16 protein-coding genes are annotated in these 18,212 nt (G+C 70.5%); 6 read left to right on the top strand and 10 right to left on the bottom strand.

Annotated features, from left to right (window positions below):
- Positions 1-33 precede the first annotated feature (33 nt).
- Positions 34-2,277, top strand: a complete 2,244-nt coding sequence (locus tag ABD932_RS35885) for a glycoside hydrolase family 9 protein (RefSeq protein ID WP_345019471.1) — start codon at positions 34-36, stop codon at positions 2,275-2,277.
- 71 nt (positions 2,278-2,348) lie between these two features.
- Here the strand turns inward: ABD932_RS35885 and ABD932_RS35880 are convergent, their stop codons facing one another.
- From ABD932_RS35880 to sigJ, 3 genes are all read right to left on the bottom strand, one after another.
- Positions 2,349-3,137: a peptidase associated/transthyretin-like domain-containing protein gene (locus tag ABD932_RS35880; protein ID WP_345019469.1), complete on the bottom strand. Its 789-nt coding sequence runs from the start codon at positions 3,135-3,137 to the stop codon at positions 2,349-2,351.
- 156 nt (positions 3,138-3,293) lie between these two features.
- Entirely contained in the window at positions 3,294-4,766 is a 1,473-nt protein-coding gene (gene qcrB / locus ABD932_RS35875) for a cytochrome bc1 complex cytochrome b subunit (protein WP_345019467.1), read from the bottom strand.
- Entirely contained in the window at positions 4,763-5,692 is a 930-nt protein-coding gene (gene sigJ, locus ABD932_RS35870; RefSeq protein ID WP_345019465.1) for an RNA polymerase sigma factor SigJ, read from the bottom strand. Before sigJ ends, qcrB begins: the two co-directional genes overlap by 4 nt.
- Positions 5,693-5,924: 232 nt before the next feature.
- Here sigJ and ABD932_RS35865 point away from each other — a divergent pair, with 232 nt between their 5' ends.
- The 3 genes from ABD932_RS35865 to ABD932_RS35855 all read left to right on the top strand — a co-directional run bounded on the left by ABD932_RS35865 (position 5,925) and on the right by ABD932_RS35855 (position 8,713).
- Positions 5,925-6,170, top strand: coding sequence for a hypothetical protein (locus tag ABD932_RS35865; RefSeq protein WP_030845137.1), 246 nt, complete (start codon positions 5,925-5,927; stop codon positions 6,168-6,170).
- A gap of 3 nt (positions 6,171-6,173) precedes the next feature.
- Positions 6,174-6,551, top strand: a complete 378-nt coding sequence (locus ABD932_RS35860; RefSeq protein ID WP_345019463.1) for a toxin Doc — start codon at positions 6,174-6,176, stop codon at positions 6,549-6,551.
- 539 nt (positions 6,552-7,090) lie between these two features.
- A complete protein-coding gene (locus ABD932_RS35855; protein ID WP_345019461.1) occupies positions 7,091-8,713 on the top strand; it encodes an RICIN domain-containing protein in 1,623 nt (540 codons plus the stop codon).
- Between the two features lie 151 nt (positions 8,714-8,864).
- Here ABD932_RS35855 and ABD932_RS35850 read toward each other — a convergent pair whose 3' ends face one another.
- From ABD932_RS35850 to ABD932_RS35830, 5 genes are all read right to left on the bottom strand, one after another.
- A complete protein-coding gene (locus tag ABD932_RS35850) occupies positions 8,865-9,842 on the bottom strand; it encodes a 2-hydroxyacid dehydrogenase (protein WP_345019459.1) in 978 nt (325 codons plus the stop codon).
- Positions 9,839-11,008 carry a lactate 2-monooxygenase gene (locus tag ABD932_RS35845; protein ID WP_345019457.1) on the bottom strand — a complete coding sequence of 390 codons (1,170 nt, stop codon included), beginning with the start codon at positions 11,006-11,008 and terminating at the stop codon, positions 9,839-9,841. The genes ABD932_RS35850 and ABD932_RS35845 overlap by 4 nt, the downstream gene beginning before the upstream one ends.
- A gap of 73 nt (positions 11,009-11,081) precedes the next feature.
- On the bottom strand, positions 11,082-11,774 hold the full coding sequence (locus tag ABD932_RS35840; protein ID WP_345019455.1) for an alpha/beta fold hydrolase: 693 nt from the start codon (positions 11,772-11,774) through the stop codon (positions 11,082-11,084).
- On the bottom strand, positions 11,771-13,381 hold the full coding sequence (locus ABD932_RS35835) for a purine-cytosine permease family protein (protein WP_345019452.1): 1,611 nt from the start codon (positions 13,379-13,381) through the stop codon (positions 11,771-11,773). Before ABD932_RS35835 ends, ABD932_RS35840 begins: the two co-directional genes overlap by 4 nt.
- Before the next feature lie 193 nt (positions 13,382-13,574).
- Complete coding sequence (locus tag ABD932_RS35830; protein WP_345019450.1) at positions 13,575-14,129, bottom strand: hypothetical protein; 555 nt, start codon at positions 14,127-14,129, stop codon at positions 13,575-13,577.
- A 337-nt stretch (positions 14,130-14,466) separates the two neighbouring features.
- On the opposite strand from ABD932_RS35830, the gene ABD932_RS35825 reads away from it, so the two are divergent.
- A complete protein-coding gene (locus ABD932_RS35825; RefSeq protein ID WP_345019449.1) occupies positions 14,467-14,901 on the top strand; it encodes a protease inhibitor in 435 nt (144 codons plus the stop codon).
- A gap of 199 nt (positions 14,902-15,100) precedes the next feature.
- On the opposite strand, the gene ABD932_RS35820 is transcribed toward ABD932_RS35825, so the two are convergent.
- The gene (locus tag ABD932_RS35820; protein WP_345019447.1) at positions 15,101-15,541 is read right to left on the bottom strand and encodes an STAS domain-containing protein; all 441 of its coding nucleotides are present in this window, start codon (positions 15,539-15,541) and stop codon (positions 15,101-15,103) included.
- Between the two features lie 333 nt (positions 15,542-15,874).
- Here ABD932_RS35820 and ABD932_RS35815 point away from each other — a divergent pair, with 333 nt between their 5' ends.
- Positions 15,875-17,515, top strand: coding sequence for a sigma-70 family RNA polymerase sigma factor (locus ABD932_RS35815; RefSeq protein ID WP_345019444.1), 1,641 nt, complete (start codon positions 15,875-15,877; stop codon positions 17,513-17,515).
- A 22-nt stretch (positions 17,516-17,537) separates the two neighbouring features.
- Here ABD932_RS35815 and ABD932_RS35810 read toward each other — a convergent pair.
- On the bottom strand, positions 17,538-18,212 hold a 675-nt coding region (locus tag ABD932_RS35810), incomplete at its 5' end, for an aldehyde dehydrogenase family protein (protein WP_345019442.1).

Below are 18,212 nucleotides of genomic sequence, written 5' to 3'. Positions count from 1 at the left end.
CGTCACCCGCCCCTCCCCCCGAGGAGCCCAGACGTGAAACGACGCAGAACCACCCTGTTGTCCCTGACAGCCCTGCTGGCGGCGGGACTCACCGCACTCCCGGCCGCACCGGCTGGCGCCGAAGAGGTCGAGCAACTCAAGAACGGCACCTTCGACACCACGACCGCCCCATGGTGGGCGACCAGCAACGTCACCGCAGGCCTGTCCGACGGTCAGCTCTGCGCCGACGTTCCCGGCGGCACCACCAACCGCTGGGACGCTGGCGTCGGCCAGAACGACATCACCCTGGTGAAGGGGGAGTCGTACCGGTTCTCCTTCACCGCGAACGGCTCGCCCGAGGGGCATGTGGTGCGGGCGATCGTCGGCCTGTCGGCGGCGCCGTACGACACCTACTTCGAGGTGACGCCGGAGCTGAGCGTCTCCGGGAACTCGTACTCGTACACCTTCACCTCGCCCGTCGACACCCCGCAGGGTCAGGTCGCGTTCCAGCTCGGCGGCAGCGCGGACCCGTGGCGTTTCTGCATGGACAACGCGTCGCTGCTGGGCGGCGTGCCGCCCGAGGTGTACGAGCCCGACACCGGGCCCCGGGTGCGGGTGAACCAGGTCGCCTATCTGCCCGCCGGACCGAAGAACGCCACCCTGGTCACCGCCGCCACCGAGAAGCTGCCCTGGCAGCTGAAGAACGCGTCCGGCGCCGTGGTCGCGCACGGCTGGACCGTGCCGCGCGGCACCGACGGCTCCTCAGCGCAGAACGTCCACTCCATCGACTTCGGCGCCTACCGCAAGCAGGGCAAGGGCCTCACGCTGGTCGCCGACGGCGAGGCGAGCCGCCCCTTCGACATCGGCACGGCCGCCTACGAGCGGCTGCGCCTGGACGCCGTGAAGTACTACTACACGCAGCGCAGCGGCATCGCCATCCGCGACGACCTGCGCCCGGGCTACGCCCGCCCCGCCGGACACGTCGACGTGGCGCCCAACCGGGGCGACGGCGCGGTGCCCTGCCAGCCGGGCGTGTGCGACTACACGCTCGATGTCACCGGCGGCTGGTACGACGCGGGTGACCACGGCAAGTACGTCGTCAACGGCGGCATCTCCGTGTGGGAGCTGCTGAGCACGTACGAACGCGAACGCCTCGCCCGCACCGGGGAGTCGGAGAAGCTGGGCGACGGCACGCTCGCCATCCCGGAGAGCGGCAACAAGGTCCCGGACATCCTGGACGAGGTCCGCTGGGAGCTGGAGTTCCTGCTGAAGATGCAGGTGCCCGCCGGACAGCCGCTGGCCGGCATGGCCCATCACAAGATCCACGACGAGCAGTGGACGGGCCTGCCGCTGCTGCCGAGCGACGACCCGCAGAAACGCGAACTGCATCCGCCGTCCACCGCGGCGACCCTGAACCTGGCGGCGACGGCCGCGCAGGCGGCGCGCCTGTACAGGCCGTACGACAAGGAGTTCGCGGCGAAGGCACTCGCCGCCGCCCGCAAGGCCTGGACGGCAGCGCTCGCGCATCCCGACCGGTACGCCTCCGAGAGCGACGGCATCGGCGGCGGCACCTACGCCGACAACAACGTCACGGACGAGTTCTACTGGGCTGCCGCCGAGTTGTATCTGAGCACAGGGGAAAAGGAGTTCGCGGACCACGTCCTCGACTCCCCGGTGCACACGGCCGACATCTTCGGCGCCCTCGGCTACGACTGGGCCCGGACGGCGGCAGCAGCCCGGCTGGACCTGGCGACCGTGCCGAGCAGGCTGCCCGGCCGGGACAAGGTGCGCCAGTCCGTGGTCAAGGGAGCGGACCGGTACGTGGCCAATCTGAAGTCGCAGCCCTACGGGATGCCGTACGCCCCCGAGGGCAACCTCTACGACTGGGGCTCCAACCACCAGATCCTGCACAACGCCGTCGTCATCGCCACCGCGTACGACATCACGGGTGCCTCGAAGTACCGTGACGCGGCGGTGCAGAGCATGGACTACCTCTTCGGCCGCAACGCGCTGAACATCTCGTACGTGACGGGCTACGGCGAGGTCAACTCCCGTAATCAGCACGCCCGTTGGTATGCCCATCAGCTCGACCCGAGCCAGCCGAACCCGCCGGTCGGCACGCTCGCCGGGGGGCCGAACTCGAGCATCCAGGACCCCTACGCGCAGAGCAAACTGCAGGGCTGCGTCGGTCAGTTCTGCTACATCGACGACATCCAGTCCTGGTCGACGAACGAGCACACGATCAACTGGAACTCCGCCCTGACCCGGATGGCCTCCTTCGTGGCGGCCCAGGGCTGACGGCAGGACGAGAACTGCAGGGGCCCGCTGCCGACGGGTGCGGCGGGCCTCCGCGGTGTCCGCAGCCCTCGCTACGGGGCGACGTTCTTGACCGGGAGATCCTTGCTCGCGCCGGCGATGTAGTAGTCCTTGGGCGCGGAGAAGATCGCGAACTCGTTGTCGTAGTCCCGGATCGTGGCGCGGACGGTGAAGTTGCCGCGCGCGTCGGTGGTGGTCTGCGCGTTGTGCTCGCTCTCGAAGTACGTCCGCAGGAAAACCCGGGTGCCGGCGGTCGGGCCGTGCCCGGCGGGCCAGGCGACCCTGCCCTTGACGACGAGGGTGTCGCCCTCGCGCACCTTGGTCTTGCTGACCCGGTAGCTGATGACGCTGGTGACGGGCTCCACCTTGACCGTGGTGTCCGCGAAGGCCATGTGGAAGTCGGTGGGGTCGGTGTCGTAGATCGCCCGGAACATCACCTGGTGGCGCGGCGCCAGAAAGGGGCTCGGGCGGTCGTCCACGCGGTCCGCGGGAACGTCCTCCAGGGTGAACCGCCCCTCGGCGTCCGTGCGGACGGTGCCGAGTCCACGGGTCTCCCACTCGGTCGGGTCGATGGGGTCTCCCCAGGGGTTCCAGGTGTCGAACAGCACCGATTCCTCGAGCTGGACCGGCGCGTCGGTGACGGGGGTGCCGTCGGTGCGGGTGAGGGTGCCGGTCAGGTCGACCGTGCGGTGGGTGTAGTCGGTCGTGGCGGTGCTGCTGTCCAGGGTCACCACGTAGTCGCCGCCGTCGGCCGCGTGGGCGGGCGGCGTGATAACGGCGGTGGCGGCCAGGGCGAGAGCGGCGACGGCGGTCGGCCGGGCGGCCGTTGAGCGCAGGTACACGTGAACTCCCTTGGTGGGGTGAGGTGTTGTCGCACCCGGAGCACCGGTGGTGTCGGTATCGGGGGTGACGGCGGGGCATCACCCGGGGTTGTAGGGGCCGTCGGGAGGAGACGGCCCTGGAACACGCCGTACGACCGCTTGCCGCCGACAGTTTCCCTACGGTTCGTGCTCCACGAGCTCGCCGGGCCGCTCGTGAGCGGTCAGGGTGTGGAGTTCGGCCCGGCTCAGCGGCTCGTGCACCTCGACGTACTCGCCGTGCGGAAGCCGCTTGATCACGCCGGTCTCGCGGCCGTGCAACACGCGTTCCCTGTCGCGGAGTTGGAGTCCGAGACAGATACGACGGGTGACGACGAACACGATCACCGGGACGGCCGGCGCGGCGATACGGATCGCCCAGGTCACCGTGTTGATCGACAGATGGAGCCGGGTCGCCACGATGTCGTTGCCGCCGCCCGCCAGGAGGATCAGATAGAGGCTGATCCAGGCCGCGCCGATCCCTGTGCGGACAGGGCGGTTGCGGGGGCGGTCGAGGAGGTGGTGCTCTCGCCTGTCGCCGGTGATCCGGGCCTCCAGGAAGGGGTACACGCCGATGAACACCAGCAGGAGCGGGAACACCACGACCGGGATCAGCACCCCCAGGACGAGCGTGTGGCCCCACAGTGTGATCTCCCAGCCCGGCATGATGCGGACCAGCCCCTCGGCGAAGCCCAGATACCAGTCGGGCTGGGCGCCGGTGGAGACCTGGTCGGCGCGGTAAGGACCGTACGACCAGACCGGGTTGACCGTCGCCACGGCCGCCATGAGGGCGAGGGCGCCGAAGACGAGGAAGAAGAAACCGCCCGCCTTCGCCAGGTACACCGGCATGAACGGGGCGCCGACGACATTGCGTTCGGTACGTCCGGGGCCCGCGAACTGGGTGTGCTTGTGGTACACGACGAGCAGGAGGTGTGCCACGACCAGCGCCGCCATGATGCCCGGGATCACCAGGATGTGCAGCGAGTAGAAGCGGGCCACGATGTCGTCGCCCGGGAACTCTCCGCCGAACAGGAACATCGACAGATAGGTCCCGACGATCGGGACGGACAGCAGCGCCCCGTTCACGAACCGCAGACCCGTCCCCGACAGCAGGTCGTCCGGCAGCGAGTAGCCGAACAGGCCCTCGAACATGCCGAGGAACAGCAGACTCCACCCGAACAGCCAGTTGATCTCCCGCGGCTTGCGGAACGACCCGGTGAAGAAGTGCCGCATCATGTGCGTGAGCATCCCGGCGACGAAGACCAGCGCCGCCCAGTGGTGCAGCTGCCGCATCAGCAGCCCGCCCCGGACGTCGAAGCTGATCTCCAGCGTGGAGGCGTACGCCTCGGACATGCGCACGCCGTTGAGCGGGAGGTAACTGCCGTGGTACGTCACCTCGTTCATCGACGGATGGAAGAAGAAGGTGAGGTACACGCCCGTCAGGATCAGCACCACGAAGCTGTACAGGCATATCTCGCGCAGCAGGAAGGACCAGTGGTCGGGGAAGACCTTGCGCAGGTACTTCCGGCCGAGGGAGTGGATGCCGAGCCGCCCGTCGAACCAGTCCGCGACCCGCTCGCCCCTGCCGGGCCCGGGCAGTTCCCGCGTGCTCACGCCTCCTCCCTGCGCACATGCGTGAGCTTGTCCGGGTTGCTCACCACGTAGACGCCGGACACCCGCTCGCCGTCCGGCGTCAGGTCCAGGACCAGGACGGCGTACGGCTCCTCGCCCTGGAACAGCACCGCCGCGTCGTCGCCGTTGACACGCCGGTACGTCAGGTCCAGCCCGCCCGCACCGCCGCCCCGGCGCGCGTACGAGCCGAAGAACCGGACCACCTTGTCCCGGCCCTGCACGGGACGCAGCCCCGCCGGCTTCCGCTTGCCCCCGGCGTCCGTCCATACCGTCACGTCCGGGGCGAGGATCTCCATCAGCGCCGCGATGTCACCGCCCACCGCGGCCCGCACGAACCGCTCGGTCGCCTCCCGCCGCACCCGCGGATGCGCCTCGTACAGCGGCCGCCGCGCATGCACATGCTCCCGCGCGCGATGCGCCAGCTGCCGTACGGCCGCCGGGTTGCGGTCGATGATCTCCGCGATCTCCGTATGGGGGTACCCGAACACCTCGTGCAGCACGAACACCGCGCGTTCCAGCGGTGAGAGCGACTCCAGGACGACCAGCATCGCCAGCGACACGGACTCGGTGCGCAGCGCCGGGTCGTCGGCGCCGCTCCCCTCGCCGTCCGCGACCAGCGGCTCGGGCAGCCAGGGGCCCACGTACGTCTCCTGGCGGCGGCTGATCGCGGCCCGCCGGGCCAGGGCGTGGTTCACGGCGATCCGCACGAGGTACGCCCGCGGGTTCGTGATCCCGTCCAGCGGTGACCCCGCGCCGCGTGCCGTCCACGACAGCCAGGTCTCCTGCAGGACGTCCTCGGTGTCGGCGACGCTGCCGAGCATGTTGTAGACGACGCCGAACATCAGCTCACGGTGCCGGACGAAGACGCCGGTCGCGTCGTCGGTGACGGGTACGGGGCTGTCGGACATACGGGGGCCTCCCAGTGCGCGCTCACTACTGCGAGGCCCGGCATGGGCCGGGGTGTGACATCCCACGGCCGAATGTGACCTACGTCTCGGGGGCGTCGTGTGAGTGTCGAGGGGTCGTCCTCCGAGCGGCCCGGTGCTCTACAGAGCGTTCCGCATCCCCCTCGGTACCGTCGTGCATCACACTTGACCTGCATGTATTTACGCGTAAGTACCCGAGCGGTACCGTGAGGGCATGCCAGCTCTCAACGTGGAGTTCAGCGACCGCGAGCTAGAGGACCTGCGGCAGATCGCCAAGGAACGCGGTACGTCGATGAAGGCGCTCGTGCGGGAGGCGGCCGCGGCCGACATAGCCCGGCACCGGGCGCTGCAGGAGGGCGCCGAGGCGTTCCGCCGGTTCTTCGCGACGCACGCGGACGAGTTCGCGGCCGCCTTCCCCGACGACGAACCGCCCGCAAAGGGCGAGGGGCGGGCTGCCTGACCTATGGCACCCGTCATTCATATCGACGTGCCCTGGTTGCTCCAGCGCCACGAAGAGGTCCTGCCGGACCAGCCCACGATCAACGACTTCTCCGCGTTGGTCGCCGCCGTCGCCCGCCATCGCGTGGATCCGCCCCGCCTGGGCGTCGACTCCGACCCGGCCTGGCGGGCCGCCGCGCTGCTGCACACCCTCGCCCTGCTCAAGCCGCTTCCCTCGGCCAACGCCCGCTTCGCCTGCGCGGCCGCGGTGGCCTACATGTTCGTCAGCGGCGTCGGCATCGACCCGCCCTACGGCGCTCTCGTCGACCTCGCCCGTGACCTGATCTCCGGCAAGGTCGATGTGTACGGCGCGGCCGACCGGCTGCGCTCCTGGCAGATCTGAGGGGCGTCGGCCGGCCGCCCCGTTCCGCCCCCCCTCGGGGGCCGCCGACCGAGGGCGGGAGGAACGGGGTCGGCGGCCTGTGACACGCAGGAGAACCTCCCCCGAGCTCTCGGCTTCGCTCGAGCAGGGGACCCCCATCCTGCGCGGGGCCTTCCGAGGGGCCGCTTCCAGTGGACTACGCGGGCGTGTGCGCCGGGGAGCGTGCGTGGTGCTCCGGCGCGTGCGCGAGTTTCACACGGGGCGCATGGAAAGTCGAAAGCTCGCGCGGGTGCGGCGAGTTGCCGCAGTATCTGACTTTCTTTCAAAGGTGCGTATGTTGCCCAAGTGCCTTGTTGGTCGTGAGCGTGCTGTGCAAGGGTGAAGTACCCGTGGGGGGTTGGAAAAGGCCGATGCTCATTCGTGCCGTGGGGAACCGGGGCGGATGGACGTCGGTGAATTCGGGCTCCCCGCGCTCGCGCCGAAAAGGTACACACCAGACCGCTCCTCCTTTTCGGCACCAGACCTTCTGAGTCACATGCGCGTGGGAAGGAATCCCCTCAGTGCCCACCCCCCACCCCCCTCGCCCCCCTTACCCGCCGCCCGGCGGGGTTCCCGAGGAATCCGACGAAGGTCTCGCCGCCCGGCTGCGGGGCCGTCCGGACAGCGAGGCCGCTCCGTCCGTCGCCCTGCTCCTGGCACGGCACTGGCAATCGGGCCGCGAATACGCGGTGATCTGTCTCGCCTCGACGGCGGGCGCCGCCGACATGGTCACCGCCGCGGCCTTCCATCAGGTCTTCGACCGTCTGGCGCTGGGCGAACCTGCCGCCGCGCTGCGGCCCCGGCTCCTCGTCGCCGTCCGGGACACGGTCCGGCAGTGGTCGGCCGAGGAACGAATAACGGGTGTTCTGCCGGAGTTGGCGAAACCAGCGGGCGGTCGCGGTATGCGTACGGCGAAGTCGATGACGCCCGAAAATCGGAAGCTCGCCGATCGGTCATTCCAGGCGCTTCCAGGACTTGCCCGATGTCTGCTCTGGCATACCGAGGTCGAGGCCGAGCCGTTAAGCGTGCCGGCGGGTCTGCTGGGCATGGATACCGTTACCGCCTCGGTGGCGCTCGAACAAGCGCGTGATAAATTCCGCGAAGGTTGTGTACATGCCCATCGGGAACTCGCGCCGACGAAGGATTGCCGGTTCTACAACCGCCTCCTCGACGTCCCGATTCGCCGCGGCGGGGCTCTGCTGCCGGATGTCCAGCAGCATCTGACGGAGTGCCGCTACTGCCGTAACGCCGCCGAACAACTGAGTCATTTCGAGGGCGGGTTGGGAGCGCTGATCGCCGAGGCGGTGCTCGGCTGGGGCGCGCGCCGTTATCTGGACACCCGCCCGGGCCGTACGCAGTCCGGCGGGCCCCGCGCACGCGGCACCGCCCGGCACGGCGCCGGACGCCGGCGCCTCCTGTCGCGCGTCCCCGCGCAGATCCGCAGACCCGTCGGCGGTCCGCGCTCCTCGCGGACGCTGCTCACGGGCGTGGGACTGGCCTCCGCGGGGCTGATCGCGGCCATGCTCGCCGCCGGTCTGCTGTCGGACGACGACGGGGTCGACCCGGCCGCCTCCGCCACCGGCGGCGGCACCGGGACCGGGGTTCCGCCCGCCGTGTCCTCCGCACCGCCCGGCACGGCCCAACTCCCCACCGCACCCTTACAGTCCAGGTTGCGCAACGCCGACGCCGAGCTGTGCCTCGACATCCGGGGCGACCCGAAGGCCGGGGCCGGTACCGAACTGGCCGAGTGCTCGGCCGACGACACCCAGCAGTGGTCGTACGAGAAGGACGGCCTGCTGCGCAGCGCGGCGGACCCCGAACTGTGCCTGGACTCCCACGTCGACACCGGCGTGGCGATCCTCGGCAAGTGCGCCGACGACGACGCGAAACGGGCCGACGACGTGCGCTACGACCTCACCGTGCAGGGCGAGTTCCTGCCCCGCTGGGACGAGCGGCTGGCCCTCGCGTCCACCACACCCGACGCGGGCGCCGACATCGTCGTCAAGCTCCGCGACGGCTCCGACGCACAGCGCTGGCTCACCGATCCGGTGGCGTCGGCGAGCCCCGGTTCGCTGTCGAGCGGGGAGAGCGGGAGGCCTGCGGCGCGGGTGGTGGGGTTGGCGTCGGAGGGGGAGGAGGCGTAAACGACCCGCGGTTGGTGCCGGTGTGCGTTGTCGGTTGTCCACCGGCGCCGTCGGGGCTGGTCGCGCCCGCGAGGCGGAGCCGCATGTCGAGCACGGCCCAGCGCCCCCGAAGGGGCGCTGACGAACTGTGGCGGAATGCGCCCCGGCCTGCTCAGTTCACGACGTCCTGCGGTGCTCTGCCCGCCAGGAACGCGGCCACGTTCTCGACCGCGGCCAGCGCGATCCGTACGAGGGTCTCGCGGGTGACGCCGCCCACGTGCGGGGAGAGGATCACGTTCGGGGCGCGGAGCAGGCGCAGGGCCGGGGTGGGTGGTTCGGGGTCGAAGACGTCGATGCCCGCCCCGGCCAGGGTGCCCTTCTCCAGTGCGTCGGCGAGGGCGTCCTGGTCGATCAGGGCGCCCCGCGCGGTGTTGATCACGAACGCCGTCGGCTTGAGCAGCGCCAGCCGCTCGGCGCTCAGCAGATGCCGGGTCTCGTCGGTGAGCGGGGCGTGCAGGGTGACGTAGTCGGCGGTGCTCAGCAGTTCGTCGAGCGGGACGTGGCGGGCGCCGCCGTACTCGGCCTCGGTCTCCTTCGGCAGCCGGCGTCGTCCGGCGTAGACGACGCTCATGTCGAACGCGACCGCGCGGCGGGCGACCTGCCGCCCGATCTGGCCCAGGCCCACTATGCCGAGCGTCTTGCCGCACAGTTCGGTCAGCGAGTGCTGGAGGCGGGGCAGTGCCCAGTCGGCCTCGACGAGTGCGGTGTGGGCGGGGACCAGCTGCTTGGCCAGGGCGAGCATGAGGGCGAAGGTCTGCTCGGCCACGTTCTGTGCCTCGGCGCCGCTGGAGCCGATGTTGCACACCCGCACTCCGCGCCCGCGTGCCGCGTCCACGTCGACGTAGTCGAAGCCGTGGCTGGCGCACTGCACCAGCTCCAACTGCGGTGCGGCGGCGAGGTGTTCGGCGCTCACGGGGGCGAGCGCGGTGATGACTACGTGGGCGGAGCGCAGGGCGGCCGGGTCCTCATCGGCCGCCTCGACGACAGTGACGTTCGCCCCCTCGGGGAAGAGGGTGGCCAGTCCGGCTCCGATGCCACGGCCGCCCACGTGGGGCGAGATGACGGCGAGGACGTTCTTCGGGACGGTCATGCGGATTCCTCGACGAGGTCGGCGGGGCCGATCGTGGTGGGGCCGGCGTGCCCGGACAGGGCGAGGGTGAGGTCGAGTTCGGCGAGCAGACAGCGGATGACGTGCTCCACGCCCGCCTGCCCGTCGAGGCCGAGCCCGTAGGCGTACGGCCGTCCCACGAGGACCGCCTTCGCGCCGAGAGCCAGTGCTTTGAAGATGTCGTCGCCGGTGCGGATGCCGCTGTCGAACAGCACCGTCAGCCGGTCGCCGACCGCCTCCACGACCCGGGGCAGGGCGTCGGCCGCCCCGACGGACCCGGCCACCTGGCGGCCGCCGTGGTTGGAGACGACGACCCCGTCCATCCCGGCGTCGGCGGCCGCGCGGGCGTCATCCGGGTGCAGGATGCCCTTCAGGACGATCGGGCCGTCCCAGTTCTCCCGCAGGAACGCCAGGTCCGGCCAGGTCTTGGCGGGGTCCGAGAACATGCCGACGAAGTGCATGACGGCCGCGTTGGGGTCCTCCAGCACCGGTTTGGCGAGGCCTGCTTGGAAGGCGGGGTCGGAGAAGTAGTTGGCCGTGCCGACGCCGTGCAGGAACGGCAGATATGCCTGGTCGAGGTCGCGCGGCCGCCAGGCCAGCATGGGCGTGTCCAGCGTGACGACGAGCGCCGTGAACCCGGCCGCCTTGGCCCGGGTGAGAAAACTCCGGCCCACCTCCGGGTCCTTCGGCCAGTACAGCTGGAACCAGCGCTCGGCGTCGCCCATCGCCTCCGCGACCTGCTCCATGGGTGTGCTGGACGCCGACGACAGGGTGAACGGCACGCCCTGTGCGGCAGCGGCCCGGGCCGCCGCGCACTCGGCGTCGGGGTGCATGATCGACAGCACCCCGACCGGCGCCAGCGCCAACGGAGCGGGCAGGGCGCGGCCCAGCACCTCCACGGACAGATCCCGTTCGTGCACGTCCCGCAGCATGCGCGGCACGATCCGGCGCCGCCCGAGGGCCGCCCGGTTGGCGCGGGCGGTGCTGCCGTCGCCCGCGCTGCCCGCCACATAGCCGACGGGACCCGGACCGAGACGCCGCTCGGTCAGCTCCTCCAGCCGGGTCAGATCGGTGGGCAGCCGGGGTACGGCACCCGTCATCCCGTTCAGATAGATCTCGTACTGGAAGTCCGCCCAGTGCTTGCCCATGCGTAGGCCCCGCCTCTCGTCACTGAGAACGCGCTGTACGCCGACCATACCGACCGGTAGGCGGGGGAGTGGATCAGGGGGCCGTCACCGACTGGTGCAGGATCTGGGCCAGTTCGCGCGGCTGGGAGAACATCGGCCAGTGGCCGGTGTTCATGTTCACCAGTTCCCAGCGATCGCTCTTGAGGAGTTCGGCCGCGGCACCCCATGGTTCGTCGCCGTCGAGAAGGCACTTGATGTACGTCCCCGGAAGCTTGCCGAGGTCGCCCGTGAGCACGGCCGGCTCCGTCGCCGTGCCACCCGGGTGCGGGGTGGAGCCGTTCACGATCCGCGCGATCTGCTCGTCCGTCAGGCCCTGCCCCGCGTAGTCCTCGGCGGTCTGCGGCGGCCAGAAGCCGGTCGCGGCGATCGCCTCCCGCACCTCGTCGCTCGGCCAGCCGGAGAGGGACGACTCTCCGTCGACCGGGACCATGGCGTCGACGAACACCACACGGCTCAGCCGGTCGCCCATCCGCTCGGCCGCCTGCCCGACCGGCACGCCGGCGTAGCTGTGCCCGACGAGGACGACGTCCCGCAGATCGAGGCGCTCGACCTCGTCGACGATGTCCAGGACGTGGGTCCGCTGCCCGGCGGGCACCCCTTGCTTCTCGGCGAGGCCCGACAGCGTCAGCGGATGAACGTCATGCCCGGCCGCGCGCAGCTCGGCCGCCACCTCGTCCCATGCCCACGCCCCGAGCCACGCCCCTGCCACCAGTACGAAGTTGGTCATGCCCGCAACGTAGCGGACGGGTCTGACAACGGCTCCGCGTCGCCCTTCGCGCCCGGCCCCGTGATCGGCGGCACCGGCACCTCGACGGTACGCGCCAGCCGCGCACCCTCGGGCCCGTACACCGCCCGCGGCTCGGGGAACAGCCGCAGCAGCACCAGGAACAGCACGGCGGCGACTGCCAGCGACAACGGCAGGCTGATGTCCACCCCGCCCGCGAGATCGCCCAGTGGGCCGACGAACTGGCCCGGGATGTTGGTGAACAGCACACCGATCAGCGCCGCGACCCACCAGGCGGTCATGCCGCGCCAGTTCCAGCCGTGCGCGAACCAGTAACGGCCGCCGCGCTGGCGGCGGTTGAAGACCTGCAGGGCGTCGGGGTCGTACCAGCCGCGGCGGGTCCAGTAGCCCAGCATCATCACGACCATCCACGGCGTGGTGCAGGTAATGATCATGGTGGCGAAGGTCGAGATCGACTGCACGAGGTCGAGCCCGAACCGCCCGACGAAGATGAACGCGATCGACAGCCCGCCGACCAGCAGCGTCGCCTGCACCCGCGACAGCCGCGGGAACACAGACGAGAAGTCCAGCCCGGTCCCGTACAGCGCGGTCGTGCCCGTCGCCATGCCGCCGATCAGCGCCAGCAGGCACACCGGCAGGAAGTACCAGCCCGGCGAGATCGCCAGCAGGCCGCCCACGAAGTCGGGTGCCGCCGGGTCGACGTACTCCGGAACCTTCGTGGCGATGATGCTCGCGGTCGCCAGGCCGAACACGAACGGCAGCAGCGTCGCGATCTGTGACAGGAACGCGGCGCCGATCACCTTGCGGCGCGGGGTGCTCGCCGGGATGTAGCGCGACCAGTCGCCGAGGAAGGCCCCGAAGGAGACGGGGTTGGACAGCACGATCAGGGCCGCGCCGATGAACGACGGCCAGAACAGCGACTGGGTCGCCGCGTCCGCGGAGTCCGTGAACACGCCCGCGTACGACGGGTCGAAGTCACCGGCGAACGCGATCGCGCCGATCAGGAACAGCACGCTGGCCGAGGGCACGGCGACCTTGTTGACGAACAGCATGAAGCGGAAGCCGTACACGCAGACCGCGAGGACCAGCCCGGCGAACAGGGCGTACGCGACGACGTACGACAGGTTGCCGCGGGTCAGGCCGAAGAGCCGGTGGGCGCCGCCGACCAGGGCGTCGCCCGAGCTCCACACCGAGATCGAGAAGAACGCGACGGCCGTCAGCAGGGAGAGGAAGGAGCCGACCACGCGGCCGTGCACACCGAGGTGCGCGGAGGAGGACACGGCGTTGTTGGTGCCGTTGACCGGGCCGAACACCGCCATCGGGCAGAGGATCAGCGCGCCGACGACGACCCCGAGCAGCGTGGCCGCGAGGCCCTGCCAGAAGGAGAGGCCGAACAGGATCGGGAAGGCGCCCAGGACACAGGTGGAGAAGGTGTTGGCGCCGCCGAAGGCGAGGCGGAACAGATCGAGCGGGGTCGCGGTGCGCTCGGCGTCGGGGATGCGGTCGACGCCGTGAGCCTCCACCTCGGTCAGGGAGGGAGCGGGGGAGGGGGGTGCGGACTGCGGGGCCTGAGGGGACTGCGAGGACAAGGGGGCTCCAGCGTGGGCGGGGCGGTGGAGCGCGTTGTGGCGCGGCGGTGGCGACGGCCGGTGCCTGCCGCTGGGGTGTGCGGGCAGGGCGGATGCCGTCCTCTCGGGATCTGCAGACGGTACGGCCGGGCGTGAGATCCGCACCAGAGGGCGGTTCATCCATCTTCGGTGCTCTGAGTGGACGAAACCTCCATCAGTCGCTGTCCTTGGGCGCCGCCTCCTCCGGCTCGGCGTCCGGCCCCTGGGCCCGCACCCGCTGGACGTTCTCCAGGGACTCGCGCAGCTCGGTGAGCCAGTCGTCCGTGTGCCGCTGGACCAGCCGTACGCACCAGGCGAGGGCGTCGCTGCGGCTGCGGGCGACCCCGCCCGCGATCAGGGTGTCGAGGACCTGGCGCTCGGGCTGGCGCAGCCGCGTCATCACCGGCGCGGCGATGTGCGTGAACAGCGCACGCTCACCGTCGCACTCCACACCCCAGGACACCTTTCGGCGGAACCGGTGCTCCGCCTCCCGGGCCACCCCGATCCGCGTCTCCCGGGTGCGCTCCCGGAACTCCTGGATCCGGCCCTCCACAGCCGCCTCCCGCTCGGCGGCCGAGACGCCCTCGGCCAGGTGGGGAGCGGGGATACGGCCGATCACGGTGATCTCCTCGCGGTCGACCGTGACCTCGGTCAGCTCCTCGAAGAGGTCGTCCGGCAGCCGGCCGGCGAACCAGCCGCGCAGCTTCTGTCGTTGTTCGCTGGTAATCATGTAATGACGATTACTCCGCTTCTCCATGAACACAAGGGGCGGACGGCGAGTCAGCCGAGAGCTCAACCGGAGGGCCCAACCGGAATGTTTCAGGCCTATTAATCAGCGTGCGAAAACCGGCCACTCGGCGACTTGGAACGATCAAGAGCCGCCAAGTTTCGGCGTTGGAACGTTCGAAGTCCGTTACTTCACGCCACTGATTCAATACGCAAGGTTACTGAAACCCGTGGTGTCGATGTGAGTTTCGGCGGCGGACTCGGCAGACTCCCGCTCGTCGCTCCGGCACCGATCGCGCCGGAGCCGACACACCCTCAACTCGAGCGGAAGGATGCACACAATGCGGAACACCGCGCGCTGGGCAGCGACCCTCGGCCTCACGGCCACCGCCGTCTGCGGACCCCTCACCGGATCCGCCCTGGCCGGCCAGGACGCCGCCCCCGCCTCGCTCTACGCCCCCTCGGCCCTGGTGCTCACCCTGGCCCACGGCGAGACCGCCACCATGACCACGCCGGTGCGCGCGGTCACCCTGAGCTGTTCCCCGACGGCCTCCGGCACGCACCCGGACGCCATGTCGGCCTGCGTCGAACTGCGGGGCGTGGGCGGGGACTTCGATGCGCTGAGAGCCAGGGACGGCGTGCTGTGCACCAAGCAGTACGATCCCGTGATCGTCACGGTCGACGGCGTCTGGCAGGGCAAGCGCGTCTCCTATGAGCGCACCTTCTCCAACGAGTGCGTGAAGGGCTCCTACGGGACGAGCCTCTTCGCGTTCTAAGGGACCGGGATCGCACGGCCCCGTGCAGTTCGGCAGAGGCGCGCGGATGGGGAGTGCGCGCCCTGCCGAGGGGCCCTCGCGATCTCGCACTGGGGGTCGGCCGGGCGGAGTGGGGCCGCCCGGTCGACACCTCGGATCGCTGCGGAGAATCACCGTCTTCCGTATGGATTACAGAGAATCGACCTCTTCCCCACCAGAGTTACGGATTATCGCCGTGGTCACCGAAATCGCCGTCTTCCCCCGGGATGCCCGGTAAGGGCGCGAAGCGGCCCAGCAGGCCCGCACCGCGCAGCAGTCGCTGTATCCGCGGCGCGTCGGAGACGATCCGGAGGCGGCCGCCCCGGTCTCTGATCCGCGATTCGGCCCGGCACAGCGCGCGCAGTCCCGAGCAGTCGAAGAAGTCCACCTGTCGCAGATCGACGAGGACGTCCGGCTCCGGCCGCGCCGTCGCGGCGTCCAGATGCTCGGTGAAAAACACGGCGGTCGCCAGATCGATCTCGCCGACGACCTCGACCACGGTGAACGGACCGCATCTACGGGTGCGGGCATGAGCGTTCGCCGGGGGCGGCACCGAGCGGAGAGAGTCCGCGGCCAAGTCCTCGGTCGGGTAGGGGGCGCGGTCGTCGGCGTCCGGCGTCATGTCCGCTCCACCTCGGCAGGGGGGCATTTGATCCGGGTAGTTACCCCCGGTCGAGGCTGAGCATCCCTGCCGCGCCGCGCGCAAGATCTGGTTCACTCGACCTGGTGAATTCGACCCAAGGTGATTGACTTTTCATCCCATTTGTCACTCGCCGGTCTCTCCGGACGGCCTACGGCTCGGTCCCGCCAATGTGACTTCCCCCATTGCGCCACCCCGCCGGCCCCGTGAGTCTCTCCTGGAACAAGCGTCCGAAGAACCGTTATCCGCGGCTCGTCGATCGATCTCCCATGTATCGGACAGCTTCGTTCGGCGTCGAGGACAGGGAAGTTTTTGATGAGTACAGAGCGCACGACGGAACTGGCGGCACTGGTCACCGCGGCCCGAAACGGTGACCAGGCGGCCCAGGACGCCCTGGTCGGTGCGTACCTCCCGCTGGTCTACAACATCGTGGGGAGGGCTCTGAACGGTTCCGTCGACGTCGACGACGTCGTGCAGGACACCATGCTGCGCGCCCTCGACGCGCTCGGCGGTCTGCGCGCCCCCGAGAGCTTCCGTTCCTGGCTCGTGGCGATCGCGATGAATCAGGTCCGGGCCCACTGGCAGGACCGCCAGTCGGCCCCCGGCGCCGTGTCGGAGGCCGAGGACCTGGCGGACCCCGGCGCCGACTTCGTGGACCTGACGATGGTGCAGCTCCAGCTGTCCGGTCAGCGCCAGGAGACCGCACGCGCGACTCGCTGGCTGGAGCCCGACGATCGAGGGCTGCTGTCCCTGTGGTGGCTGGAGTGCGCCGGCGAGCTGACCCGGGCCGAGGTCGCCGCCGCCCTGGAACTGTCCCCGCAGCACACCGCGGTTCGGGTGCAGCGGATGAAGGCACAGCTGGAGGCGGCCCGGGTGGTCGTGCGGGCCCTGGACTCCCGGCCCCGATGCCAGGAACTGCGGGGTGTGCTGGCCTCCTGGGAGGGCCGGCCCTCTGCGCTGTGGCGCAAGCGAATAGCCCGGCATGCCCGTGGTTGCGTCCAATGTTCGGGTTTGTGGAGCGGGTTGATGCCCGCCGAAGGACTCCTGGCCGGCCTCGCGCTCGTCGCCGCGGCGCCCGCCCTGCTGGAGCGGGTGCTGTCGGCCACCGGCGGGATGACCGCGGTCGGCTCGGCCACCGGGCTGAGCGCGTCCGTGGGCCACACCGGATCGGGCGACTCCGGTCACCGTTCCGCCCGCGGCCGGGCGGCCTCACGCAGCGAGGCCCGTCGCCGTCGGCGCATCCGGCGCCGCGCCGTCGGAGGCGTAGTCGTCGCGGCCTGCGTGGCCGGCGGCGGCCTCTGGTACTTCGACAAGGCCCCCGGAACCGGAACCGGAACCGAGGAGCCGACCGCCGCCCGCACCGCCGGCGCCCCGGACCTGGACCTCGCGGAAGCCAGCCCCGTCGAGACCTCTGCGCCGGCGTCCAAGCCTCCGTCGCCGTCCGCGTCACCGTCGAAGAAGGCGACCCCCTCAAAGACCCCCAAACCCACCAAGAAGGCCACGCCGACTCCCCGGCCGACACCCAAGCCGACCCGGACGGCCTCCAGTACGCCGCAGTCCCAGCCGGTCCCCACCGACACCGTCGGGCAGGTGGTCGCGCTGGTGAACAAGGAGCGGTCGGCCGCCGGGTGCGGTCCGCTCGCCGAGGACGCGCTGCTGAACAAGGCCGCGCAGGGCCACTCCGCGGACATGGCGGCCCGCGGCTTCTTCGACCACACCAACCCGGACGGGGAGGACCCCGGCCAGCGCATCACCGAGGCGGGCTACCGCTGGTCCACCTACGGGGAGAACATCGCCCAGGGCCAGCAGACCCCGGAGGCGGTGATGGAGTCCTGGATGAACAGCCCCGGCCACCGCGCCAACATCCTCAACTGCTCGTTCAAGGACATCGGCGTGGGCATCCACGACGGCTCCGGCGGCCCCTGGTGGACGCAGAACTTCGGCGCCAAGCTGTAAGGCCGCCTGCGCCGAGTGCCCGTCACAGCATGACGTGCTTGACCTGCGTGTAGTCGAGCAGCCCGGTGAGGGAGAGATCGCTGCCGTAGCCGGAGTGACGGACGCCGCCGTGCGGCATCTCCGACACCGTCGTGCCGTGCGTGTTGACCCAGACGATGCCGGTCCGCAGCACACGGCTCGCCCGCATGGCACGGTCGTGATCACGGGTCCAGACGCTCGCGGCCAGCCCCTGAGGAACGCCGTTGGCCAGGCGGAAGGCCTCGGACTCGTCGGCGAACGGCTGCACGGTGACGACCGGGCCGAACACCTCGCTGCGCACGATCTCGTCCTCCTGCCGCACCCCGGCGACCACCGTCGCCCGGTGGAAGTAGCCGGGACGATCCACGGCGGCGCCACCGGTGACGACCTCGGCGTGGTCCGGGAGCCGTTCCAACAGGCCGCGTACGGCGGCGAGTTGGGCCGAGTTCGCGAGCGGTCCGAAGTCGGCCTGCGGGTCGTCCGGCGCTCCGGGCAGCAACTGGGCGGCCCGGTCGGCGAAGCGGGCCAGGAAGCTGTCGTGGACGCTCCGGTCGACGAGGATCCTGGTCGGCGCCGTGCAGTCCTGCCCGGCGTTGTAGAAGGCGAGCGACGACAACTGGTCGACCGCGTCGTCGAGATCGGCGTCCGCGTGGACCAGCACCGGTGCGTTGCCGCCGAG

It is taken from the genome of Streptomyces shaanxiensis (assembly GCF_039537145.1).
Taxonomy (GTDB): Bacteria; Actinomycetota; Actinomycetes; order Streptomycetales; family Streptomycetaceae; genus Streptomyces; species Streptomyces shaanxiensis.
Note: the sequence above shows the minus strand (reverse complement) of the source record. Positions and strands in the feature narration are given on the sequence as shown.

What these genes read in the sequence shown, in the direction of transcription:
- sigJ (WP_345019465.1), bottom strand. Translation starts at nt 5,692, where the DNA reads ATGTCCGACAGCCCCGTACCCGTCACCGACGACGCGACCGGCGTCTTC.
- ABD932_RS35865 (WP_030845137.1), top strand. Translation starts at nt 5,925, where the DNA reads ATGCCAGCTCTCAACGTGGAGTTCAGCGACCGCGAGCTAGAGGACCTG.
- ABD932_RS35860 (WP_345019463.1), top strand. Translation starts at nt 6,174, where the DNA reads ATGGCACCCGTCATTCATATCGACGTGCCCTGGTTGCTCCAGCGCCAC.
- ABD932_RS35850 (WP_345019459.1), bottom strand. Translation starts at nt 9,842, where the DNA reads ATGACCGTCCCGAAGAACGTCCTCGCCGTCATCTCGCCCCACGTGGGC.
- ABD932_RS35845 (WP_345019457.1), bottom strand. Translation starts at nt 11,008, where the DNA reads ATGGGCAAGCACTGGGCGGACTTCCAGTACGAGATCTATCTGAACGGG.
- ABD932_RS35840 (WP_345019455.1), bottom strand. Translation starts at nt 11,774, where the DNA reads ATGACCAACTTCGTACTGGTGGCAGGGGCGTGGCTCGGGGCGTGGGCA.
- ABD932_RS35830 (WP_345019450.1), bottom strand. Translation starts at nt 14,129, where the DNA reads ATGATTACCAGCGAACAACGACAGAAGCTGCGCGGCTGGTTCGCCGGC.
- ABD932_RS35825 (WP_345019449.1), top strand. Translation starts at nt 14,467, where the DNA reads ATGCGGAACACCGCGCGCTGGGCAGCGACCCTCGGCCTCACGGCCACC.
- ABD932_RS35820 (WP_345019447.1), bottom strand. Translation starts at nt 15,541, where the DNA reads ATGACGCCGGACGCCGACGACCGCGCCCCCTACCCGACCGAGGACTTG.
- ABD932_RS35815 (WP_345019444.1), top strand. Translation starts at nt 15,875, where the DNA reads ATGAGTACAGAGCGCACGACGGAACTGGCGGCACTGGTCACCGCGGCC.